Origin of the sequence: Pseudomonas sp. PA-1-3F (genome assembly GCF_021609665.1) — a bacterium.
Lineage (GTDB): Bacteria > Pseudomonadota > Gammaproteobacteria > Pseudomonadales > Pseudomonadaceae > Aquipseudomonas > Aquipseudomonas paracarnis.
The window spans coordinates 189,240-212,830 of record NZ_WJZD01000004.1; the positions used below are offsets into that span (position 1 = coordinate 189,240).

Here is a 23,591-nt window from a genome sequence, read left to right on the forward strand (position 1 = left end):
CTGGACGCTCCGCGTCCGCTTTTAGAGCGGTGACGCAGAGCGTCACAGGATGCATTCCCACGCGGAGCGTGGGAATGATCAGGCACAGACCGAGTCCCGGTCAGAGGCTTGGCAGCAACTTGGCCGGCACCAGCTCATTCAGGCAGCGGCTGGCGAGCAGTTCGCTGGCGGCGTTGATGTCCGGGGCGAAGAAGCGGTCCTTGTCATAGAACGCCACCTTGTCGCGCAGGATGCCACGGGCTTTTTCCAGCTTGGGCGAGGTCTTCAGGCCGTCGCGCAGGTCCAGGCCCTGGCACGCCGCGAGCCATTCCACCGCGAGGATGCCCCGGGTGTTCTCGGCCATTTCCCACAAACGCTTGCCCGCAGCCGGGGCCATGGACACGTGGTCTTCCTGGTTGGCCGAAGTCGGCAAGCTGTCGACGCTATGGGGATGGGCCAGCGCCTTGTTCTCGCTGGCGAGCGCGGCGGCGGTCACCTGGGCGATCATGAAGCCGGAGTTCACCCCGCCATTGCCCACCAGAAACGGCGGCAGTTGCGACATGTGCTTGTCCATCATCAACGAGATCCGGCGCTCGCTCAGGGAGCCGATTTCGGCAATGGCCAGCGCCATGTTATCGGCGGCCATGGCTACGGGTTCGGCGTGGAAGTTGCCACCGGAAATCACATCGCCTTCGGCGGCAAAGACCAACGGGTTATCCGACACTGCGTTGGCTTCTACCACCAGCACCTCGGCGGCCTGGCGCAATTGAGTCAGGCACGCGCCCATGACCTGTGGCTGGCAACGCAGGGAATACGGGTCTTGAACCTTGTCGCAGTTCTGGTGCGATTGGGACACCTGGCTGCTCTCACCGAGCAGGTCACGATAGGCCGCTGCCGAGTCGATCTGGCCACGCTGGCCACGCGCCGCATGAATACGCGCATCGAACGGCGAACGCGAACCCAGTACCGCTTCCACAGTGAGGCCGCCGCAAGCGAGGGCAGCGGCGAACAGGTCTTCGCCTTCGAACAGGCCACGCAGGGCATAGGCCGTGGACACCTGGGTGCCGTTGAGCAGCGCCAGGCCTTCTTTGGCGGCCAGGGTCAGCGGCGTGAGGCCGGCGATTTTCAGTGCCTCGGTGGCTTCCAGCCATTCGCCCTTGTAACGCGCCTTGCCTTCGCCAAGCAGTACCAGGGACATGTGCGCCAGCGGCGCCAGGTCACCGGAAGCACCCACTGACCCCTTGAGCGGAATGTGCGGGTACACCTCGGCGTTGATCAGCGCGATCAGCGCGTCGATCACCTGGCGACGAATCCCGGAGAAGCCACGGCTCAGGCTGTTGACCTTGAGCACCATGACCAGTCGCACCAGTGCATCGCTGATCGGCTCACCGACGCCGGCGGCGTGGGACAGCACCAGGGAACGCTGGAGGTTTTCCAGGTCTTCGCTGGCGATGCGGGTCGAGGCCAACAGGCCAAAACCGGTGTTGATGCCATAGGCGGTGCGGTTCTCGGCGAGAATCTGCTCCACGCAGGCAACGCTGGCTTCGATCTGGGCCGAGGCGCTGTCATCCAGGCTGAGGGTTACTGGCTGCTGGTAGATGGCACGCAGTTGGGCGAGGCTCAGTTGGCCTGGAATCAGGTTTAGCGCAGTCACATTCATACTCCTTGTGAATTGTTCTTAGGTGTTCAGTGCAAATTCGGTAAAGCAGTGTCTTTAAGCAATTGGGCAGCGGCGGCAATATCCGGCGCCAGCCAGCGGTCCTGTTCATACGCAGGGACCACTTCGCGCAGCAAACGCCAGGCGCGGTCGGTACCGGCGCCGAAGCGCTGGTCCTTGAGAAACTCGAAAGCCTGGGCCGCCAGCAGGTACTCGATAGCAAGAATCTGGGTGACGTTGGCCAGCACCTGGTGCAGCTTGAGCGCGGCGTTGGTGCCCATGCTCAAGTGGTCTTCCTGCAGGCCCGAGGTGACGAAATTGTCGAGCACCGCGGGTTGCGCCAACTGGCGGTTCTGCCCGCACAAGGACGCGGCGACGTACTGCACAATCATCATCCCGGAGTTGACGCCCGGGTTACTCACCAGGAAGGCTGGCAGGCCGCTGACATGCGGGTTGACCAGGCGGTCCAGGCGACGCTCGGCCACCGAACCGATCTCGGCCATGGCGATGGCGAGCATGTCGGCCGCCAACGCGACGGACTGTCCGTGGGGGTTAGCCTGGGACACCACGCGGTAGCTGTCTGGGGTGCCCAGCACCAGCGGGTTGTCGGTGGCGCTGTTGAGTTCGGTCTCGATCTGGCGCGTGGCGTGTTCCACCTGGTCGCGGGCCGCGCCGTGAATCTGCGGGATCGAGCGAATGCTCAAGGCGTCCTGGGTGCGAATACCTTTGCTGCTGGCAATCACCTCACTGCCGTCGAGCAGGGCACGCAGGTTGATACCTACGTGCTGCATGCCCGGGTGCGGCTTGAGGGCGATGATGGCTTCGTCAAAGGCGTCGATCTGGCCGCGCTGGGCTTCGAAGCTCATGGCACCGATCACGTCGGCCCACTGCAGCAAGTGATGCGCGTCGGCCAGGGCCAGGCAGCTCAGGCCGGTCATGCACGGCGTGCCATTGACCAGGCACAGGCCGTCTTTGGCGCCGAGCACCACCGGCTGCAAGCCTTCAGCCTGCAACGCGTGTTGCGCCGTGACGATCTGGCCGCGATAACTCACATTGCCAACGCCCAGCAGGGCCACGCCGATATGGGCCATGTGGGTCAGATACCCCACCGAGCCTTGGGACGGTACTTGCGGGGTGATGCCGTGGTTGAGCAGCGCCAGCAGCGCGTGTACCACCTGCGGATGCAGGCCGGATTTGCCGTGGCTGTAGTTGATGATCGCTGCGCAGATAATCGCGCGGGTTTGCTCATCGCTGAGCACCGGGCCGACGCCGCAGGCGTGGCTCAACAGCGTATTGCGCGACAGTTGGCTCAGTTGCTCGGTCTTGAGCGAGACGTTGCACAACGCGCCCAGGCCGGTGTTGACACCATAGGCACGCTCGCCGCTGGTGACGATGCGCTGCACGATGGCCTGGGCATTGTCGATACGCGCCCAGGCGTGGCCCGACAGTTCGAGCATGGCGCCGTGGCGGGCGACGGCGGTGACGTCCTGCCAGCGCATGGGGGTGTCGGCGATGATGATTTTGGTTGCCTGGGACATCTTCATACCTTCTTCAATTCTTAGGCAGCATTGATCGTTCCCACGCTCTGCGTGGGTACGCCGCCTGGGACGCTCTGCGTCCCCCCAAGTGAGGCGGAGCGTCACGAAATGCGTTCCCACGCGGAGCGTGAGAACGTTCAAGCCCGGATCAGACCACCGCCGCCCGCCGCTGAACAAAGCGGTCCACATACTCATCCGCCGGCGAGTGCAGAATCTCTCGCGGCGTGCCGACCTGGATCAGCTTGCCGTCCTTGAGGATCGCAATGCGGTTGCCGATGCGCACGGCCTCGTCGAGATCGTGGGTGATGAACACGATGGTCTTGTGCAGGGTCTTTTGCAGCTCGAGCAACTGGTCTTGCATCTCGGCGCGGATCAACGGGTCGAGGGCGCTGAAGGCTTCGTCCATCAGGATGATGTCGGTGTCGGCCGCCAAGGCGCGGGCCAGGCCCACGCGCTGGCGCATGCCACCGGAAAGCTGGTGCGGGTATTTGTTTTCGTAGCCTTTGAGGCCCACGGTTTCGATCCAGTGCAACGCACGTTCGGCGCAGACCTGCTTGGTTTCGCCACGCACTTTCAGGCCGTAGGCAACGTTGTCGAGCACGCTCTTGTGCGGCAGCAGGCCGAAGCTCTGGAACACCATGCTGATCTTGTGCCGACGGAATTGGCGCAGGGCTTCCATGTCCAGTTGCAGGATGTCTTCGCCGTCCACCAGGATCGCGCCGCTGGTGGGGTCGATCAGGCGGTTGAAGTGGCGCACCAGGGTGGACTTGCCCGAACCCGACAAGCCCATGATCACAAAGATCTCACCGGTGCCGATGCTCAGGGACAGGTCATTGACGCCGACCACGCAACCGGTCTCGGCCAGTACCTGGTCCTTGGTCTTGCCCTGGCCGACCATGGCCAGCGCATCCTTGGCGCGTGCGCCGAAAATTTTGAAGACGTTTTTGACTTCGATTTTGCTGACAGTCGTCATTTGCTCGCCTCATGCCGTGGGCGGCCATAAGCCTGGGTAATGCGGTCGATGACCACTGCGAGAATCACGATCGCCAGCCCGGCTTCAAGGCCACGGCCGACATTGAGGGTCTGGATGCCGACGAGCACGTCTTCACCCAAGCCACGGGCACCGATCATCGAGGCGATCACCACCATCGACAGCGCCATCATGGTGGTCTGGTTGATCCCGGCCATGATGCTTGGCAGCGCCAGCGGCAATTGCACGCCGAACAGTTGCTGCCAGCGGTTGGCGCCGAAGGCGTTGATGGCTTCCATGACTTCGCCATCGACCTGGCGAATACCCAGGTCTGTCAGGCGAATCAGCGGCGGCGCGGCGTAGATCACCGTAGCGAAAATCGCCGGGACCTTGCCCAGGCCGAACAGCATCAGCACCGGGATCAGGTACACGAAGCTGGGCATGGTTTGCATGATGTCCAGCAGCGGCATCAGCACCGAACGCAGGCGATTACTGCGCGCCGACAGGATACCCAGGGGGATGCCGATCAACACCGAAATCACCGTGGCCACCATCATCAATGCCAGGGTTTGCATCAGCTTGTCCCACAGGCCAACGGCGCCCACCAGGAACAGCAAACCGACGATCACTGCCGTGGTCACCACCTTGCGTGTGGCGTGCCAGGCGATGCCCCCGACGATGGCCAGCATCAGCCACCAGGGCGCTGCGCGCAGCAGGCCTTCCAGGTTGACGATGGCCCACAGCAGCGTATCGGAGATGTGCCGGAACACATCGCCGTAGTTGGTGACCAGTGCGTCCACCCAACCGTTGACCCAGTCGGCGATGGAAAAGGTAAAGCTCTCAGGAAACATATCGTGCTCTCGATCCAGTGGGTAGTGGCCAGCCGCCCGGCCACCCTTGAGGGTAGCCGTGCACACTTGACCTACAAGGCCGCGTCGATTTTCTTGGCTGCGTCTTCGCTCACCCAGGCGTGCCAGACTTCAGGATGTTCCTTGAGGAATATTTTCGCCAGTTTCGGCGACTCGATCCGCTCCTTGGCCATGCGGCCCAGGTTCTGGTTCAGCAGGTCGATGGGCAGGTTGACCTTTTCCAGCACGGCCACCAGTTCCGGGGCTTGTTCGTGGAAAGTCTTGGAGAGGCCGACCTTGATGCTCACGGTTTTGTCCACGCCGGGCTTCTCTTCCAACTTGACCAGGTCGACCTGGCCCATCAGCGGTGTGGGTGACCAGTAGTAGAACAGGATCGGCTCGCCGCGCTTGTAGCTCGACAGCACCGCCGCATCCAGCGCCGGGCCGGTGCCCGGGCGGAAGTTGGTGTAGGTGCTTTCCAGGCCGTAGCTCTTGAGCATTTCGCTGTTGTCCAGCTCGCAGGTCCAGCCGGCCGGGCAGTTGTAGAAACGGCCCTTGGACGGCTCTTCCTGGTCCTTGAACACCGAGGCGTACTTGGCCAGGTCGGCGATGTTTTTCAGGTCCGGCGCCTTGGCTTCCAGCTTGCGCTTGGCGTCGCCTTCGATCACATAGCGCGGCACGTACCAGCCTTCGACCGCGCCGACCACCGGAGCCCCGACGCCGACGACTTTGCCGGCCTTCTCGGCTTTGTTCCAGACCTCGCTGCGGCCTACCCACTCCTCGGCGAACACTTGGATGTCGTTGCTGCCCAGGGCGTTTTCCATGGTGATGGAATTGCCCGGCAAGCTGTCGGTTTTGCAGTCGTAGCCTTTTTCCAGCACGGTTTGCAGGATGTCGGTGAGCAACATGCCGCTTTCCCAATTCAGGCCGGCGAATTTCACCGGTTTACCCGACTCGCACCAACCGGCCGCCTGGGCGCCGGCACTTGCCAGCACGCCAGCCGCGAACAAAGTAGCCAGCAAGGTCTTATTCATAGTCATTGTTGTGACGCTCCCAATCTTGAAATGGATTACGGCAGTCAGTAGGCGTCCTGCCCTGTCCACGTCCCATCAGGCTTGTGCAGCCAGCTCGTTTGTTATGGGTGAAGCGCCCTGCTCTTTTGGCAGGATCAGGTGATCGGGTACCGTGCCGTGCCATTTTTTCGCACACACGTAATACAGGGCCGCCGGCAGTACCAGGCCGATGATCCAGGAGATATCCACATCACCCAGCGCGGCCACCAGGGGGCCGGTGTAGAACTTGGTGGAGATGAACGGCAACTGCACCAGTACGCCGAACACATAAACGCTGATGCCCAGCAGGTTCCAGCGGCCGTAGCGACCGTTCGGATCGGCCAGCGCCGGCACGTCATAACGCTCGCGGGTGATGCAGTAGTAATCCACCAGGTTGATCGCGCTCCAGGGCGTAAAGAACGCCAACAGGAACAGGATGAACGACTTGAATGCACCGAGGAACGAATGCTGGCCGAGCAACGCGATCAGCGTGGCCGTGCCGACGATCATCAACACGAATACCAGACGCTGCAGACGCGTGACCTCCAGACGCCCACGAAAGCCGCTGATGATAGTGGCGATGCACATGAAGCTGCCGTAGGAATTGAGCGTCGAGATGGTGACCTTGCCGAACGCGATGCTGAAATACAGCAACGCAGCGGTGGCCCCCGTGCCGCTCAAGCCAACGATGTACGCCACCTCGTGACCGGCAAACTGCCCGTTGGACATGGCCGCGGCAAACACGCCGAGGACCATCGCCACTTGGGCCCCGATGACCGAACCTGCGCCAGCAGCGAGAAAGGTTTTAACCGATGACGTGTGGCTCGGCAGGTAACGCGAGTAATCCGCCACGTAAGGGCCGAACGCAATCTGCCAAGAGGCCGCCAGCGACACGGCCAGCAGGAAACTGCTCCAGCTGAAGTGGCGGATCTGCAGGAGCGCGCCAACGTCGGTCTGGCTCATCAGGCGGCTGAACAGGTACACAAAGGCAACCACGCCAATCAGGCTGGCAACGCGGCCGATGAAGTGGATCACCCGGTAACCCAGCACCGTGACCAGCACGATGACACTGGCGAAGATCAGGATGCCGACGCTGTCGCTGACCCCGAACAACTGGCCCAGCGCCTGGCCCGACAACACGGTACCGGTGGCGGTGAAACCCAGGTACATCAAGCACACCAGCACAATCGGAATGGCCGCGCCATACACGCCGAACTGCACCCGGCTGGAGATCATCTGCGGCAGGCCAAGCTTGGGCCCTTGCGCCGCATGCAGCGCCATGACGCCACCGCCGATCAGTTGACCGATGAGCAAGCCGATCAACGACCAGAACACATCACCGCCCAGCACCACGGCCAACGCCCCGGTGACAATCGCAGTGATCTGCAGGTTGGCACCCATCCACAGGGTGAATTGACTGAATAGACGACCATGTCTTTCCGCTTCCGGGATGTAGTCGATCGAACGTTTCTCGATCAACGGGGTGGTGTCGTTTGCAGCCATGTTGTTCAACCTCTGATGGATTGTTTTGTATGCATCTTGCTCTTCTGTGGGAGCTGGCTTGCTGTGGCGAGGGAGCTTGCTCCCGTTCGACAGCGAAGCTGGAGCCGGCTTTTTGGGGCTGCTTCGCACCCCAGCGCAAGCAAGCTTGCTCGCCACACAAGCCCGTCCACAGTGGGTTACTTGATCATCGGCAGGTTCAGGCCCTGCTCCTTGGCGCAGTCGATTGCAATCTGGTAACCCGCATCCGCATGGCGCATCACCCCGGTCGCCGGGTCGTTGTGCAGCACGCGGGCAATCCGCTCGGCCGCTTCGTCAGTACCGTCGCAGACAATCACCATCCCCGAGTGCTGGGAGAAGCCCATGCCCACGCCACCACCGTGGTGCAGCGAGACCCAGGTGGCGCCGCTCGCGGTGTTGAGCAAAGCGTTGAGCAATGGCCAGTCGGACACAGCGTCGGAGCCGTCCTGCATGGCTTCGGTTTCGCGGTTCGGGCTGGCGACCGAGCCGGAGTCCAGGTGGTCACGGCCGATCACGACCGGCGCGGACAGCTCGCCGCTGCGCACCATTTCGTTGAACGCCAGGCCCAACTTGGCACGCTGGCCCAGGCCGACCCAGCAGATACGTGCCGGCAGACCCTGGAAGCTGATGCGCTCGCGGGCCATGTCCAGCCAGTTATGCAAGTGGGCGTCGTCCGGGATCAGCTCTTTGACTTTGGCGTCGGTCTTGTAGATGTCCTGCGGGTCACCGGACAGCGCCGCCCAACGGAACGGGCCGATGCCACGGCAGAACAGTGGGCGGATGTAAGCCGGTACGAAACCTGGGAAGTCGAACGCGTTTTCCACGCCTTCTTCCTGGGCCATCTGGCGGATGTTGTTGCCGTAGTCGAAGGTCGGGATGCCTTGCTTCTGGAATTCGAGCATGGCTTTGACGTGGACGGCCATCGACTGCTTGGCGGCCTTGATCACGGCGGCCGGCTCGGTCTTGGCGCGAGCGCGGTATTCGTCCCAAGTCCAGCCGGCCGGCAGGTAACCGTTGAGTGGGTCGTGGGCGCTGGTCTGGTCGGTGACCATGTCCGGACGCACGCCACGCTTGACCAGTTCCGGCAGGATCTCGGCGGCGTTGCCCAGCAGCGCGATGGAGATGGCCTTGCCTTCCTTGGTGTACTTGGCGATACGCGCCAGGGCGTCGTCGAGGTCGGTAGCCTGCTCGTCGACGTAGCGGCTGTTCAGGCGGAAGTCGATGCTGACTTGCTGGCACTCGATGTTCAGCGAGCAGGCGCCGGCCAGGGTCGCGGCCAATGGCTGCGCGCCGCCCATGCCGCCGAGGCCGGCGGTGAGCACCCAACGGCCGGTCAGGTCGCTGTTGTAATGCTGGCGGCCGGCTTCCACGAAGGTTTCGTAGGTGCCTTGAACGATGCCCTGGCTGCCGATGTAGATCCAGCTGCCGGCGGTCATCTGGCCGTACATGGCCAGGCCCTTGGCATCCAGTTCGTTGAAATGCTCCCAACTGGCCCAGTGCGGTACCAGGTTGGAGTTGGCAATCAGCACGCGCGGGGCGTTGCTGTGGGTCTTGAACACGCCGACTGGCTTACCGGATTGCACCAGCAGGGTTTCGTCGTCGTTCAGATTGGTGAGGCTCTCGACGATCTGGTCGTAGCACTCCCAGTTGCGCGCCGCACGGCCGATACCGCCGTAAACCACCAGCTCCTTGGGGTTCTCGGCCACTTGCGGGTCGAGGTTGTTCATCAACATGCGCAACGGCGCTTCGGTCAGCCAGCTTTTGGCGGTGAGCTTGTTACCGCGGGCGGCGCGGATTTCGACGTCACGGTATTTTGTAGGCTTGGTCACAGCTAGGACTCCTCGGCGAACGATGCGCGGACACTGATGGTGCGAAGTCTTACGCACACATCTTTACTTGTATGTACAAGCATATGCAATCAAGCGGCCAACTTTAGCCGGGCGTGGTTGGGATTTTTTTGCACGGGGCGTACAAGCCTTGTAAATCAAGGCTTCAACGCTTGATGAAATTTCTTACGGAGGTTTTTTGCAGCAAGGGGAATTTGTCACGGCAGCGAAGCTTTGCATCACGCTGGGGCGTTCGGTAACAAATGGGTGCGCGGGTTGGAAACAGATTTTGTGAACAGTGCAAAAACAAATGTGGGAGCTGGCTTGCCTGCGATAGCAGTGTGTCAGTCAGCACATCCTAGGCTGATACACCGCTATCGCAGGCAAGCCAGCTCCCACAGTTTTTAACCGAGTGCGGTCAGTTCGATTACGCAGCTGCGGCCGCTGACCGAGATATCCAGCAACCCAGTGTTACCGTCCACTTGCAGGCAATCGTGATGGCCGAGCTTTTCGCCCAGCACCTTCACCTCATCCGCCACGCTGAACACCAGCACCGTCTGCGCGGTGCTGAAAAACTGCTGCACGCCATCCACCCACTGCAAGCGTGCATGGTAACGCTGTGGCGAGTAGATCAGGTTGAAGTCGCGAATCGGCCCAGTGATCAAACGGCATGACACCTGGCTTTCGCCGTTGAACGCGAACGGCTGCAACGGTAACAAGCCGCGCTGCTCTTCGCCGTCGACAGTCAGCACCATGCCCGCACCCTTGATCACCGTGATCACGCGCTGGTAACCGGCAAAGGTAGAAAACCCACCCGACTCGGCGATATCGGCAATCGACAAACGCCAGCCAAATCCATCCAGGCCGGTGCCGGCGTCGCGACTGATTTCTTCGGTACTGCCGCCGCCGTTCTTCCACGGCATGCGCACGTAGTCGGCGGCGCGCCAGACGTTGATCTCACTCATTTACTGAAGCGTCCTTCGAGGCTGTGACGGGAACCGGGGTGGATCAACCGCGCCGCAGTCACCGGCTGGCGACCCGACCAGGTGCGTCGGCGAATCAATAGGCACGGCTCGCTCGGCTCGATCTGCAACAACTTGCACTCGGCGGCATCGGCGAGAATCGCCTCAACCACATGCTCACCCTCAGTCAACGGCGCGACCTGGTTCAAATAGGCATACGGGGTTTGCTGGGTGAAGTCCTGCTGCAGGTATTCCGGCGCGACCAGAGCGTTGACGAAACGGTCTTCGATTTGCACAGGAATGTCGTTCTCGTAATGCACGATCAACGAGTGGAACACCCGCCCGCCTTCGCGCATTTCCAAGGCGACGGCGCGCTCGGAACCAGCAGCTTCTTCGCCCAGGGTGATGACCTGGCAAGTGTGCCGATGCCCGCGGGAAGCGATTTCATCGGCGATGTTGTGCACTTCAAACAGGGCCGACTGGCTTTTCGGCTCGGCAACAAACGTACCCACACCCTGCATACGCACCAACAAGCCTTCGGCGGTCAGCTCGCGCAGGGCACGGTTGATGGTCATGCGGCTGAAGCCCAACTGGCTGACCAGCTCGCTTTCCGACGGCACGCGGTAATGGGGCGGCCAGTTGCCGTTGAGGATCTGCTGGCTGATCATCTGTTTGACGCGGGCATACAAGGGCGCCGGACTTTCGTCCATGTGGGCAGCCAGCGAAGAGTTGGCGGGCGGAGTCGGCACAGGGAATCCTTGCAGGGGAAAAAGATGCATAGATTGCCGGAGTTTACCGAGCAGGCAAACGTCTGTATATGTATATACAAATAAACACACGACCGGGGTGCCTTGATCATGTCCGCTTTCTTTGCCGAACGCGCACTTCTGCCTAATGGATGGGCCAATGATGTACGTCTTGAAGTCAGCGCCGATGGCCTGCTGACAAAGGTTGAGCCCAATGCCAGTGCAGAAGGCGCGGAACGGCTCAGGGGCCCGGTGTTGGCGGGTATGCCGAACCTGCATTCCCATGCCTTCCAGCGCGCCATGGCGGGCTTGGCCGAAGTGGCCGGCAACCCCAACGACAGTTTCTGGACCTGGCGCGACTTGATGTACCGCATGGTCGGCAAGATCAACCCCGAGCAGTTACAGATCATCGCCCGCCAGCTGTATATCGAAATGCTCAAGGCCGGCTACACCTCGGTGGCCGAGTTCCATTACGTGCACCACGATCTCAGCGGCCAGCCCTATGCCGACCGTACGGAACTGTCCCGCCAGATCAGCCAGGCGGCCGCCAGCAGCGGGATCGGCCTGACCTTGCTGCCGGTGCTCTACACCCACGCGGCCTTTGGTGGCCAAGCGCCGAATGAAGGCCAGCGACGGTTTATCAACAGCACGGAACACTACCTGGACTTGCAAGCGCGCCTGCAGCCCATTCTGGCGGCACAACCGGCGCAGCAACTGGGTCTGTGCTTCCACTCCCTGCGCGCCGTCACCCCCGAACAAATCCATACCGTGCTGGCCGCCAGTGACAAGAGCTGCCCGGTGCATATCCACATCGCCGAACAGCAAAAAGAAGTCGACGACTGCTTGGCCTGGAGCGGCAAGCGCCCGTTGCAATGGCTGTATGACAATGTCGAGGTGGATGAGCGCTGGTGCCTGGTGCACGCCACCCATGCCGATGCCGACGAAGTGACACGCATGGCCAACAGCCGAGCGATTGCAGGTTTGTGCCTGACCACGGAGGCCAACCTAGGCGATGGGATTTTTCCTGCGGTGGACTTCCTCGCCCAGGGCGGCCGCATGGGCATTGGTTCCGACAGCCATGTGTCACTGAGCGTGGTGGAAGAACTGCGTTGGCTGGAATACGGCCAGCGCCTGCGCGATCAACGGCGTAATCGGTTGTATCGCAGTGACCAACCGATGGTGGGTCGCACGCTGTTCGATGCTGCGCTGGACGGTGGCGCACAAGCGCTGGGCCAGCCGATTGGTCGACTGCAAGTGGGCCAGCGTGCGGACTGGATAGTGCTGGACGGTAGCGACCCGTACCTGGCGACGGCCAGTGAGGATGGGATTCTCAACCGCTGGCTATTTGCCGGTGGTGATCGGCAAGTGCGCGATGTACTGGTCAATGGCAAGTGGGTGGTGCGAGATGGGCATCATGCTGGCGAAGAAGACAGCAGCCGGGCATTCACCCAGGTCCTGAAGGACTTGCTGAACTGACGACCAACCTATAACAACTGTGGGAGCTGGCTTGCCTGCGATAGCATCAACCCGGTGCAACTGATGCACCGAGGTGCCTGTATCGCAGGCAAGCCAGCTCCCACATTGAATTGAGGTACTCAGGATTACTGAGAGGACTTCGCCATCTGCTTATCCGACGTGCGCCAGATCAACCGCGTGGTGTCATAGCCTTGCTGTCGCGCCCTGCTCAGCAGGTCTTCGCGGGTATCGGCACTCACCGTCGGCGTGCGCGACAGGATCCACATATAGCGACGGCTCGGGCTGCCGACGATGGCGGTCTTGTAGTCATCGCTGACATACAGCACCCAGTAGTCGCCCTTGGCAACGCCCGGCAACAGTGATGTAAACCAGTTATTGAATTCCACCCACAGTTTGTCGGTCTTGCCTGGCACCTGCGGCGTTGCCGTGCCTTTGGCCTCTTGCCACTTCCACTCAGGCGTCAGGCAGCGGTTGAAAACCGACATGTCACCATCAGGCAGCAAGGTATAGCGGGCCTCGGATTGCGCACAGTTGCGCTGGAAGTACATCGGCAACCGGGCCAACTCATACCAGGTGCCCTGGTAACGCTTGAGGTTGACGTTGCTCGCAGTCTTGGGTTGCAGATCATCGCCAGAATGGCTGGCGCAGCCCGCCAAAAACAGGCTGGCGCAAAGGAACAAAACAAAACGCATCATTCTTCTTCTCCCGCAGGCTCGCGCCCCGGTTTACTTCAGGCCTTGCCCGGAAAACATCAGAACTTTGTCACCGGCGTACTGCACGCTGATAAAGCTGTTTTTATCGCCCCAGGTGCAGCTGGACATGCCCAGTGCGCCGGAACAATCGGTTGGCTTGCCCAGCAACGACTCCACCTCGGCCTTGGCCATGCCGGCTGAGAGCTTTTGGTAGTTTTCTTGGGTGACCTTGCTGCAAGCGGCTAAGAGCACGCAAAAAGCCAGCAGGGCGAGACGGCGTATAGACATGGAAAAGCTCCTGGAGAGACAAAGCAGCTGGGGTATCTGCCAGAAGCTTAGAAGGGAAAAGGGGTGTCTGGTTCCCGACGAGCGAAAACAAAAAAGCCCCGAAAACGCTGAAACGTTTCGGGGCTTCTTTAACGGTGATCCATCTCACAATACAGCGGCTCACCGCTCGTTACGGCTTACTTCTTGTGATAGGCCGTCACGCGCTCAACTTCTTCCTTCGAACCCAGGAATACCGCCACACGCTGGTGCAGGCCTTCAGGTTGAATGTCGAGGATGCGCTGGTGGCCGTCGGTGGACGCACCGCCTGCCTGTTCAACCAGGAACGACATCGGGTTGGCTTCGTACATCAGGCGCAGCTTGCCTGGCTTGGACGGCTCGCGGCTGTCGCGTGGGTACATGAACAGGCCACCACGGGTCAGGATGCGGTGCACGTCGGCAACCATCGCGGCTACCCAGCGCATGTTGAAGTTCTTCTTCAGCGGGCCTTCTTCGCCTTCCATCAGCTCGTTGACGTAGCGCTTCACCGGTTCTTCCCAGTGGCGCTGGTTGGACATGTTGATGGCAAATTCCTGGGTAGAAGCAGGAATCGAAATGTCTTCGTGGGTGAGTACGAAGCTGCCCATTTCACGGTCCAGGGTGAAGCCTTTGACGCCATCGCCCAGGGTCAGCACCAGCATGGTCTGTGGGCCGTAGATCGCGTAGCCGGCAGCAACCTGCTCGGTGCCTGGTTGCAGGAAGGCCTTTTCGTTCAGGGCTTCGTTCTGGCTCAGGTATTCGTTGGGGCAACGCAGTACCGAAAAGATGGTGCCGACCGGTGCGTTGATGTCGATGTTGGACGAACCGTCCAGTGGGTCGAATACCAGCAGGTATGCGCCCTTCGGGTATTTACCTGGGATCTGGTAGGCATTGTCCATTTCTTCGGACGCCATGCCGGCCAGGTGGCCGCCCCATTCGTTGGCTTCGAGCAGGATTTCGTTGGACAGAACGTCCAGTTTCTTCTGCACTTCGCCCTGCACGTTTTCAGTGCCCATGCTGCCCAGGACACCGCCCAGTGCGCCTTTGGAAACGGCGTGGCTGATTTCCTTGCAAGCACGCGCCACCACTTCGATAAGGAAGCGCAGATCGGCAGGCGTGTTGTTGCTGCGGGTCTGCTCGATCAAATAGCGACTCAAGGTAACGCGGGACATGGAAGGCTCCGGAGAATGGGGGGCTAAAAACCCGCGCAGTTTAGCGCGAGTCGGGGCTGATTTCCTCTAATCAGAGGATTTAACGCCAATAGAGTTCACGACCCAACGCAATAGCCCTCTGCAGGAGCGAGCTTGCTCGCGAAAAACTCACACGCGCCGCGTTCATTCAGCAAGCACGCGTTATCGTTGGAGCTCTTCGCGAGCAAGCTCGCTCCTACAGGGGTATCAGTTAGTCGAGGGCTTTCCAGATCTCGGTGGCGTACTCGCGGATGGTGCGGTCAGAGCTGAACCAGCCCATGCGCGCCGTGTTGAGCACCGCCGAGCGCCACCAGGCCTTGGAGTCGTGCCAATGCGCCTCGACCCGCGCCTGGGCGTCCCAGTAGGCGTCAAAGTCGGCACACACCAGGAAGCGGTCGTAGTCGATCAGCCCATCGATCAGGCCCACATAGCGGCCCGGGTCGTCCGGCGAAAACACCCCGCCACGGATCGCTTGCAGCACATCATTCAAACGATGGGAGGCAGCGATATCCGGCCCGGCGTTGAACTCGCCGGCGTGTTTGCGGGCCTCCACCTGCTGGGCACTGAGGCCAAAGATAAACATGTGCTCGGCGCCGACACGCTCGTGCATCTCCACGTTGGCGCCGTCCATGGTGCCAATGGTCAGCGCGCCGTTGAGGCCGAACTTCATGTTGCTGGTACCCGACGCTTCGAAGCCGGCGGTGGAAATCTGCTCCGACAAATCCGCTGCCGGAATGATGCTTTCCGCCAGGCTGACGTTGTAGTTGGGCAGGAACACCACCTTGAGCAGGCCGCGTACGGTCGGGTCGTTGTTGACGGTGCGGGCGATGTCGTTGGTCAGCTTGATGATCAGCTTGGCCTGGTGATAACTGGCCGCTGCCTTACCCGCGAAGATCTTCACCCGCGGCACCCAATCGATGCCCGGCTCGGCACGGATCGCCTGGTACAGCGCCACGGTGTGCAGCAGGTTGAGCAGTTGGCGCTTGTATTCGTGGATGCGCTTGACCTGCACGTCGAACATCGCCGCCGGGTTGATCGCAATGCCCAGGCGCTCATGGATGATCTGCGCCAGTGCGCGCTTGCTGTGCAGGCGCTGCTCAGCAAATGCTTTGCGAAAGGCCGGTTTCTCGGCAAAGGGTTCCAACTCGATCAGGCGCTGTTCGGGCTGATCGAGAATATCCGGGCCCAGCGCTTCCACCAACATATCGGTCAGTTTTGGGTTGGCCTGGTACAGCCAGCGACGGAAGGTAATGCCGTTGGTTTTGTTATTGATGCGTTCGGGGTAGAGCTTGTGCAGTTCGGAGAACACCGTGCTGCGCATCAGTTGGGTATGCAAACCGGACACGCCGTTGACGCTATGGGAGCCCAGGAACGCCAGGTTGCCCATGCGCACGCGGCGGCCGTTGTCTTCTTCGATCAGCGACACAGCGCGCAAGACATCAAAGTCGTGGATGCCTTTGGCACGCAGCGAGTCGATGTGCTGGGCGTTGATCAGGTAGATGATCTGCATGTGTCGCGGCAGCATGCGCTCCATCAAACCGACAGGCCAGGTTTCCAGGGCCTCGGGCAGCAAGGTGTGGTTGGTGTACGAGAGGGTCTCGACGGTGACATCCCACGCGGCTTCCCAGGGAATGTCATGCAAATCGACCAGTTGGCGCATCAACTCGGCCACGGCGATGGACGGGTGGGTGTCGTTGAGCTGGATGGCGGCGTGCTCGCCCAGGCTGAGCACCGAACCGTGCATGTTCTTGTGGCGGCGCAGCAAATCCTGCAGGGACGCGGAGACGAAGAAATATTCCTGGCGCAGGCGCAGTTCCTGCCCTGCTTCGGTGCTGTCAGCCGGGTAAAGCACTCGGGAGATGCTTTCGGCACGGGCCACCTCGGCGACGGCGCCCAAGTGGTCACCGGCGTTGAAGCGCTCCAGATGCAGGTCTTCTACAGCCCGCGCACGCCATAGGCGCAGGGTGTTGACGCTGGCGCCGCGCCAACCGACGACCGGCGTGTCATAGGCAACAGCACGCACGGTTTCGTTGGGCGACCATACCTGGATCATCTTGCCGGAGGCGTCCGCAACGGTTTCGACGCTACCGCCAAAGCCGATCGGGTAAATCACTTCGGCGCGCTCGAACTCCCAAGGGTTGCCGAAATCCAGCCAGCGTTCGGTCTGTTCCTGTTGCCAACCGTCGACAATCGCCTGGCGGAACAAGCCGTGCTCATAACGAATGCCGTAACCGTGGCCGGCAACGCCCAGCGTCGACATGCTTTCCATAAAGCACGCCGCCAGCCGGCCCAGGCCACCGTTGCCGAGCGCCGCGTCGGGCTCCAGCAGGCGGATGCGTTCCAGATCCACGCCCAGCTCCGACAGCGCTTCGCGAGCGATCTCCAGCACACCCAGGTTGCTCAGGCTGTCGTAGAGCAACCGGCCAATGAGAAATTCCAGGGACAGGTAATAAACGCGCTTCTGGCCTTTGCGATAAATACGTCGCGTGTGATCCATCCAGTGATCGACCATCTGGTCGCGGGCGGCCAGCGCAATGGCTTCGAACCAATCATGGTCGAAGGCGTGATCCGGGTCCTTGCCCACCGCGTAGGTGAGTTTGGTCAAGACAGCATCGCGGAATGCGGCTACCTCTGCTTCTCGTGCAAGCGGTTCCTGAGACATCGGTGCGACCTCGGGCGAGATTGAAGGAGTTGCTAGAGCCTAGTCGGTCTGACAGACGGTAGACGTGCTGGTTCGGCAGTTTTTTAACTCATTCGCCATGGGCTGAATTTGATGCAGGGGTCGTGCCCGATCAGACCGTGGCTAAACCTTTGAGCTGAAACCTGCAAAATATTGTTCAAAAAACCACCAATCCCGGTATGATCGCGCGCCCGGATAACGCCCCACCTTGGAACCTTGATGAAGCCTCAACTGATCGCCGCCGCGGAACTCGACCGTCTAGAGACCTGGCAGAAATATTCCGCCCATATGTGCGGCGGCTGCGTGTCCAGCTGCTGCACGCTGCCGGTGGAGGTGAAGATCAAGGACCTGATCCGCATTGGCATCGTCGATGAGTTCGAGCGCGGCGATCCGCCGAAGAACATCGCCAAGCGTTTGCAGAAAGAAGGCATCGTCGAGCGGTACAACAACAAGTCCGAAATTTTTACCCTGCAGCGCATGAGCAACAACGACTGCCTGTACCTGGATCGTAAGACGCGCTTTTGCACTATTTATGACAAGCGCCCGGATACGTGCCGCAACCACCCGAAAATCGGGCCGCGGCCGGGGTATTGCGCGTATAAGCCCAAGGAAGTGGTGCGCGAGACCAACTTCAAGACCCTCGACAAGTTCTAAGTTTTTGATCGTTCCCACGCTCTGCGTGGGAATGCAGCTGTGGACGCTCTGCGTCCGCTCTTGAAAGCAGGACGCGGAGCGTCCCAAGCGGCGTTCCCACGCGGAGCGTGGGAACGATCACAACACACAAACTGCAGGCATAAAAAAACGCCCCCGGCCTTTCGACCGGGGGCGTTTTTCATTCAGCCTGAGTTAACTCAGTTCTTGGCTTTCTTGGCAGCGCGGGTACGCTCGCCTTCGTCCAGGATCTTCTTACGCAGGCGGATCGACTTAGGCGTGACTTCGCACAGCTCGTCGTCCTGGATGAATTCCAGGGCCTGTTCCAGGGTGAAGCGAACAGGTGGAACCAGAGCGATGGTTTCGTCTTTGCCCGAAGCACGCATGTTGTCGAGCTTCTTGCCTTTGGTTGGGTTCACGCCCATGTCGTTGTCGCGGCTGTTCAGACCAACGATCTGGCCGTTGTAGATCTCTTGACCGTGTTCAACGAACAGCTTGCCACGCGCCTGGAGGGTTTCCAGGGAGTAGGTCAGCGCCTTGCCGGTTTCTACCGATACCAGAACACCGTTCTGACGGCCGGACATGTCGCCGGACTTCATGGTGTCGTAGCGATCGAAGATCGAGGTCAGGATGCCAGCACCGTTGGTCAGGGTCAGGAACTGGTTACGGAAACCGATCAGACCACGAGCAGGGATGTTGTATTCCAGACGCACACGGCCTTTGCCATCCGGCACCATGTTGGTCAGGTCGCCCTTACGCAGGCCCATCTCTTCCATGACCTTGCCCTGGGACTCTTCCGGGGTGTCGATGGTGACGTTTTCGAACGGTTCCTGCTTCACGCCGTCAACCTGACGGATGATCACTTCCGGACGACCAACACCCATTTCGAAGCCTTCGCGACGCATGGTTTCGATCAGTACCGAGAGGTGCAGCTCACCACGGCCGGAGACCTTGAACTTGTCAGCCGAGTCGCCTTCTTCAACGCGCAGAGCAACGTTGTACAGCAGCTCCTTGTCCAGACGCTCCTTGATGTTACGGGAGGTCACGAACTTGCCTTCTTTACCGCAGAAAGGCGAGTCGTTTACCTGGAAGGTCATGGAAACGGTTGGCTCGTCAACGGTCAGAGGCTTCATCGCCTCGACGTTGTCCGGCTGGCACAGGGTGTCGGAGATGAACAGCGAGTCCATACCGCTCACGCATACGATGTCGCCAGCGAAAGCTTCTTCAACGTCGATGCGGTGCAGGCCGTGGTGACCCATCAGCTTCAGGATACGACCGTTACGCTTCTTGCCGTCGGCGCCGATAGCGACAACCGGGGTGTTCGGCTTGACGCTACCACGAGCGATACGGCCAACGCCGATAACACCCAGGAAGCTGTTGTAGTCCAGTGCCGAGATTTGCATCTGGAACGGGCCTTCACGGTCGACTTTCGGTGCTGGTACGTTGTCGACGATCGACTGGTACAGCGGAGTCATGTCTTCAGCCATGTCGGTGTGGTCAAGACCAGCAATACCGTTCAGGGCCGAGGCGTAGATGACTTGGAAGTCCAGCTGTTCTTCGGTGGCACCCAGGTTGTCGAACAGATCGAAGATCTGGTCCAGAACCCAGTCCGGACGCGCGCCTGGACGGTCAACCTTGTTGATGCACACGATCGGACGCAGGCCGGCTTCGAAAGCCTTCTTGGTCACGAAACGGGTTTGCGGCATAGGGCCGTCTTGAGCGTCAACCAGCAGCAGAACGGAGTCAACCATCGACATTACGCGCTCTACTTCGCCGCCGAAGTCGGCGTGGCCCGGGGTATCCACGATGTTGATGTGGTAGCCGTTCCAGTTGATAGCGGTGTTTTTTGCCAGGATGGTAATACCGCGCTCTTTTTCCTGGTCGTTGGAGTCCATCACGCGCTCGTCGTTGAGCTCGTTGCGCTCCAGGGTGCCGGATTGACGCAGGAGTTTGTCTACCAGGGTGGTTTTACCATGGTCAACGTGAGCAATGATGGCGATGTTACGTAGATTTTCGATCACTTGTGTATCTCGATCAGAGGATTCGGTGTGCTGACAGGTCGTGGCAGCGATTAACAGTAGAGTCAGGCCTTGCCGTTACAGCTTGACGGCAGAGTCGGGGGGCCGGTGACGCAGGCCACAGGCAAACAGCCCCGGGCTCTTAGCTCGGTCGATAAACGCGCACATTGGCATGCCCCTCACTGAGCAAATGGTGGGCATGCAGGCGACTCATCACGCCTTTGTCGCAATACAACAGGTACTGACGGCTGTTATCCAGTTCCTTGAAACGCGCGTTCAGTGCGTAGAACGGCAGCGTTTGCACGTCGATGCCAGCGATTTCCAGCGGCTCATCTTCGGCGGCATCCGGATGACGGATGTCGACGACGATCTGGCCCGCCAGGGCTTCGCTGACTTCTTCGATCTGCACATCCTGGCCCAATTCGTCGATCACTCGATCGATTGGCACCAGCTTGGCGTTCTCGAGCGCACGCTCCAGAATCGCCATGTCGAATTCTTTTTCTTCATGCTCCACGCGGTGACGCTTGGCGTGGGTCTTGGGGTTCACCGAAATGACCCCGCAGTATTCAGGCATATGCTTGGCAAAGTCGGCGGTGCCGATTTGCTCTGCCAGGTCGATGATGTCCTGCTTGTGGCTGGCGATCAGCGGGCGTAGCACCAGCTTCTCGGTCACGCAGTCAATGATCGACAAGTTAGGCAGCGTCTGGCTGGAAACCTGGGAAATCGCTTCGCCGGTCACCAGGGCGTCGATCTGCAATTGATCGGCGATTCTGGACGCAGCGCGCAACATCATACGCTTCAATACTACGCCCATATGACTGTTATCGACTTTGCCGAGAATTTCGCCCAGCACTTCCTCGAACGGTACGCTTACAAATAGCACGCGTTGGGAGCTGCCGTATTTCTTCCAGATAAAGTGCGCGACTTCCATCACGCCCAATTCATGTGCACGCCCGCCCAGGTTGAAGAAGCAGAAGTGGCTCATCAGGCCGCGACGCATGATCTGGTAGGCCGCAACCGTGGAATCGAAACCGCCGGACATCAATACCAGGGTCTGTTCCAGGGCACCCAGCGGGTAGCCGCCGATGCTGTTGTGCTGGCTGTGGATCACGAACAACCGTTGGTCGCGAATTTCCATGCGCACTTCAATTTGTGGCGCTTTGAGGGAAATTCCAGCGGCGCCGCACTCACGACGCAGCTTGCTGCCGACGTATTTCTCGACGTCCATGGAGCTGAACGGATGCTTGCCGGCACGCTTGCAGCGCACCGAAAAAATCTTGCCTTCAAGCGCACTACCGTAGTGCTGCTTGCACTTTTCGGTGATGTCGTCGAAGTCGCCCAGCGGGTACTCATCCACCTGCAGGAAATGCGCGATGCCCGGCATGCAGCTCAGGCGCTCGGTCATGTCCTTCAAGGCTTTGGCGTCGGTAATGCGGGTTTCCAGCTCGAGGTTGTCCCACACGCCGTTCACCACCACAGCCGGGTCCAGGTCACGGAGCACGGCACGGATGTTCTTGGCCAACTGACGGATGAAACGCGTCCGTACCGGTCGGCTTTTGATGGTGATCTCGGGGAAGACTTTAACGATTAATTTCATGGAAACAGCGCGCGCCGGGCCTGCTGAAAAAGGGGGGCGCGGATTATAGCGGAAATCGCTCAAGGTTTAACCAGTTAATATGCATTGCATACGCAATGCACCAAAACGGGTCATTTACACAAATAAACGCTACATTGCAGTGCGCGATTTATGCCGTTTTTGCCGATTGCACCGTTATAGGGGCCATTTTGAGGCAAAACGGCCATGTTGGCGCACTGGCATGCAATTTGCTCTCTTGTGAGGCAGGTTGCCTTGGCGGAGTATCCGCGCCGGCATCACCCAAATTCTAAGGGCTAACTCCACTACCCAAGCCCGAAGCCACCCGGAGGACACCATGTCGAAGTCGGTTCAACTCATCAAAGATCATGACGTTAAATGGATTGATCTGCGCTTCACGGACACAAAAGGCACTCAGCACCACGTGACCATGCCGGCTCGCGATGCGCTGGAAGATGACTTCTTCGAAGTCGGCAAGATGTTCGACGGTTCCTCCATCGCCGGCTGGAAAGGCATCGAAGCCTCCGACATGATCCTGCTGCCAGACGACAGCACCGCCGTACTCGACCCGTTCACCGAAGAGCCGACCCTGATCCTGGTGTGCGACATCATCGAACCTTCGACCATGCAAGGCTATGACCGCGACCCACGCGCCATCGCCCACCGTGCCGAGGAATACCTGAAGTCCACCGGTATCGGCGACACCGCATTCTTCGGCCCTGAGCCAGAGTTCTTCATCTTCGACTCGGTGAAGTTCAAGTCCGACATCTCCGGCTCCATGTTCAAGATTTTCTCCGAGCAAGGCTCGTGGATGTCCGACCAGGACGTGGAAGGCGGCAACAAAGGCCACCGTCCAGGCGTGAAAGGCGGTTACTTCCCAGTACCACCGTTCGACTTCGACCATGAAATCCGTACTTCCATGTGCAACGCACTGGAAGAAATGGGCCAGACCGTTGAAGTTCACCACCACGAAGTGGCGACTGCCGGCCAGAACGAAATCGGCGTGAAATTCAACACGCTGGTGAAGAAGGCTGACGAAGTTCAAACCCTGAAATACTGCGTGCACAACGTTGCCGATGCCTATGGCCGCACCGCTACCTTCATGCCTAAGCCGCTGTACGGCGATAACGGCTCGGGCATGCACGTTCACGTATCGATTTCCAAAGACGGCAAGAACACCTTCGCCGGCGAAGGCTATGCCGGCCTGTCCGACACCGCTCTGTACTTCATCGGCGGCATCATCAAGCACGGCAAGGCCCTGAACGGCTTCACCAACCCGTCGACCAACTCCTACAAGCGTCTGGTCCCAGGTTTTGAAGCGCCGGTGATGCTGGCCTACTCGGCACGCAACCGCTCCGCCTCGATCCGTATTCCTTACGTCAACAGCCCTAAAGGCCGTCGTATCGAAGCGCGCTTCCCAGACCCGGCTGCCAACCCTTACCTGGCCTTCGCCGCTTTGATGATGGCCGGCCTGGACGGTATCCAGAACAAGATCCACCCTGGCGACGCCGCCGACAAAAACTTGTACGACCTGCCGCCTGAAGAGGCCAAAGAGATCCCACAAGTGTGCGGCAGCCTGAAAGAAGCCCTGGAAGAGCTGGACAAGGGCCGTGCGTTCCTGACCAAAGGCGGCGTTTTCAGCGACGACTTCATCGACGCTTACATCGCCCTGAAAAGCGAAGAAGAAATCAAAGTACGCACCTTCGTACACCCACTGGAATACGAGCTGTACTACAGCTGCTAATCCGGTAGCGCTGCTTGAGGTAGCGTGATGAGAAAGACCTCCTTCGGGAGGTCTTTTTTTTGCCTGAGATTATTTACGTCCCCCTCCTGTAGGAGCGAGCTTGCTCGCGAAAAACGCAAAGACACCGCATTTTTTCAACATTGG

Annotated in this window: 18 protein-coding genes; 3 read left to right on the top strand and 15 right to left on the bottom strand. The window is 60.1% G+C overall.

Annotated elements, in window-relative coordinates:
• Positions 1 to 100: 100 nt before the first annotated feature.
• The 9 genes from hutH (GIV26_RS04315) to hutC all read right to left on the bottom strand — a co-directional run bounded on the left by hutH (GIV26_RS04315) (position 101) and on the right by hutC (position 11,063).
• Positions 101 to 1,639 (bottom strand): histidine ammonia-lyase, encoded by a 1,539-nt coding sequence (gene hutH, locus GIV26_RS04315; protein WP_089042090.1) that lies wholly within the window; start codon positions 1,637 to 1,639, stop codon positions 101 to 103.
• A 26-nt stretch (positions 1,640 to 1,665) separates the two neighbouring features.
• Complete coding sequence (gene hutH / locus GIV26_RS04320) at positions 1,666 to 3,174, bottom strand: histidine ammonia-lyase (RefSeq protein ID WP_213153916.1); 1,509 nt, start codon at positions 3,172 to 3,174, stop codon at positions 1,666 to 1,668.
• 148 nt (positions 3,175 to 3,322) lie between these two features.
• Positions 3,323 to 4,147, bottom strand: coding sequence for a quaternary amine ABC transporter ATP-binding protein (locus tag GIV26_RS04325; protein ID WP_014716537.1), 825 nt, complete (start codon positions 4,145 to 4,147; stop codon positions 3,323 to 3,325).
• The gene (locus tag GIV26_RS04330) at positions 4,144 to 4,995 is read right to left on the bottom strand and encodes an ABC transporter permease (RefSeq protein ID WP_003187838.1); all 852 of its coding nucleotides are present in this window, start codon (positions 4,993 to 4,995) and stop codon (positions 4,144 to 4,146) included. Before GIV26_RS04330 ends, GIV26_RS04325 begins: the two co-directional genes overlap by 4 nt.
• A 71-nt stretch (positions 4,996 to 5,066) precedes the next feature.
• Positions 5,067 to 6,032, bottom strand: a complete 966-nt coding sequence (locus GIV26_RS04335; protein WP_098949793.1) for an ABC transporter substrate-binding protein — start codon at positions 6,030 to 6,032, stop codon at positions 5,067 to 5,069.
• Between the two features lie 69 nt (positions 6,033 to 6,101).
• Positions 6,102 to 7,547, bottom strand: coding sequence for a purine-cytosine permease family protein (locus GIV26_RS04340; protein WP_034125547.1), 1,446 nt, complete (start codon positions 7,545 to 7,547; stop codon positions 6,102 to 6,104).
• Between the two features lie 176 nt (positions 7,548 to 7,723).
• On the bottom strand, positions 7,724 to 9,394 hold the full coding sequence (gene hutU / locus GIV26_RS04345) for a urocanate hydratase (protein WP_014716533.1): 1,671 nt from the start codon (positions 9,392 to 9,394) through the stop codon (positions 7,724 to 7,726).
• Positions 9,395 to 9,795: 401 nt separating this feature from the next.
• A complete protein-coding gene (locus GIV26_RS04350; RefSeq protein ID WP_236279549.1) occupies positions 9,796 to 10,356 on the bottom strand; it encodes a HutD/Ves family protein in 561 nt (186 codons plus the stop codon).
• Complete coding sequence (gene hutC / locus GIV26_RS04355) at positions 10,353 to 11,063, bottom strand: histidine utilization repressor (RefSeq protein ID WP_224796965.1); 711 nt, start codon at positions 11,061 to 11,063, stop codon at positions 10,353 to 10,355. Before hutC ends, GIV26_RS04350 begins: the two co-directional genes overlap by 4 nt.
• 147 nt (positions 11,064 to 11,210) lie before the next feature.
• On the opposite strand from hutC, the gene GIV26_RS04360 reads away from it, so the two are divergent.
• Positions 11,211 to 12,575 (top strand): formimidoylglutamate deiminase, encoded by a 1,365-nt coding sequence (locus GIV26_RS04360; protein WP_236279550.1) that lies wholly within the window; start codon positions 11,211 to 11,213, stop codon positions 12,573 to 12,575.
• 125 nt (positions 12,576 to 12,700) lie between these two features.
• Here the strand turns inward: GIV26_RS04360 and GIV26_RS04365 are convergent, their stop codons facing one another.
• From GIV26_RS04365 to GIV26_RS04380, 4 genes are all read right to left on the bottom strand, one after another.
• The gene (locus tag GIV26_RS04365) at positions 12,701 to 13,270 is read right to left on the bottom strand and encodes a lipocalin family protein (RefSeq protein WP_014716529.1); all 570 of its coding nucleotides are present in this window, start codon (positions 13,268 to 13,270) and stop codon (positions 12,701 to 12,703) included.
• Positions 13,271 to 13,300: 30 nt separating this feature from the next.
• Positions 13,301 to 13,555 carry a hypothetical protein gene (locus tag GIV26_RS04370; RefSeq protein ID WP_003187823.1) on the bottom strand — a complete coding sequence of 85 codons (255 nt, stop codon included), beginning with the start codon at positions 13,553 to 13,555 and terminating at the stop codon, positions 13,301 to 13,303.
• 176 nt (positions 13,556 to 13,731) lie between these two features.
• Entirely contained in the window at positions 13,732 to 14,742 is a 1,011-nt protein-coding gene (locus GIV26_RS04375; protein ID WP_003187818.1) for a class 1 fructose-bisphosphatase, read from the bottom strand.
• Positions 14,743 to 14,971: 229 nt separating this feature from the next.
• Positions 14,972 to 17,422 (bottom strand): glycogen/starch/alpha-glucan phosphorylase, encoded by a 2,451-nt coding sequence (locus tag GIV26_RS04380; RefSeq protein WP_236279551.1) that lies wholly within the window; start codon positions 17,420 to 17,422, stop codon positions 14,972 to 14,974.
• A gap of 237 nt (positions 17,423 to 17,659) precedes the next feature.
• On the opposite strand from GIV26_RS04380, the gene GIV26_RS04385 reads away from it, so the two are divergent.
• The gene (locus tag GIV26_RS04385) at positions 17,660 to 18,094 is read left to right on the top strand and encodes a YkgJ family cysteine cluster protein (protein ID WP_003187815.1); all 435 of its coding nucleotides are present in this window, start codon (positions 17,660 to 17,662) and stop codon (positions 18,092 to 18,094) included.
• Positions 18,095 to 18,291: 197 nt separating this feature from the next.
• Here GIV26_RS04385 and typA read toward each other — a convergent pair whose 3' ends face one another.
• Entirely contained in the window at positions 18,292 to 20,112 is a 1,821-nt protein-coding gene (typA, locus tag GIV26_RS04390; RefSeq protein WP_014716526.1) for a translational GTPase TypA, read from the bottom strand.
• A 139-nt stretch (positions 20,113 to 20,251) separates the two neighbouring features.
• Positions 20,252 to 21,706 (bottom strand): tRNA uracil 4-sulfurtransferase ThiI, encoded by a 1,455-nt coding sequence (gene thiI / locus GIV26_RS04395; RefSeq protein WP_034125541.1) that lies wholly within the window; start codon positions 21,704 to 21,706, stop codon positions 20,252 to 20,254.
• Between the two features lie 334 nt (positions 21,707 to 22,040).
• On the opposite strand from thiI, the gene glnA reads away from it, so the two are divergent.
• Entirely contained in the window at positions 22,041 to 23,447 is a 1,407-nt protein-coding gene (gene glnA / locus GIV26_RS04400; RefSeq protein WP_003187811.1) for a type I glutamate--ammonia ligase, read from the top strand.
• Positions 23,448 to 23,591: the final 144 nt, after the last annotated feature.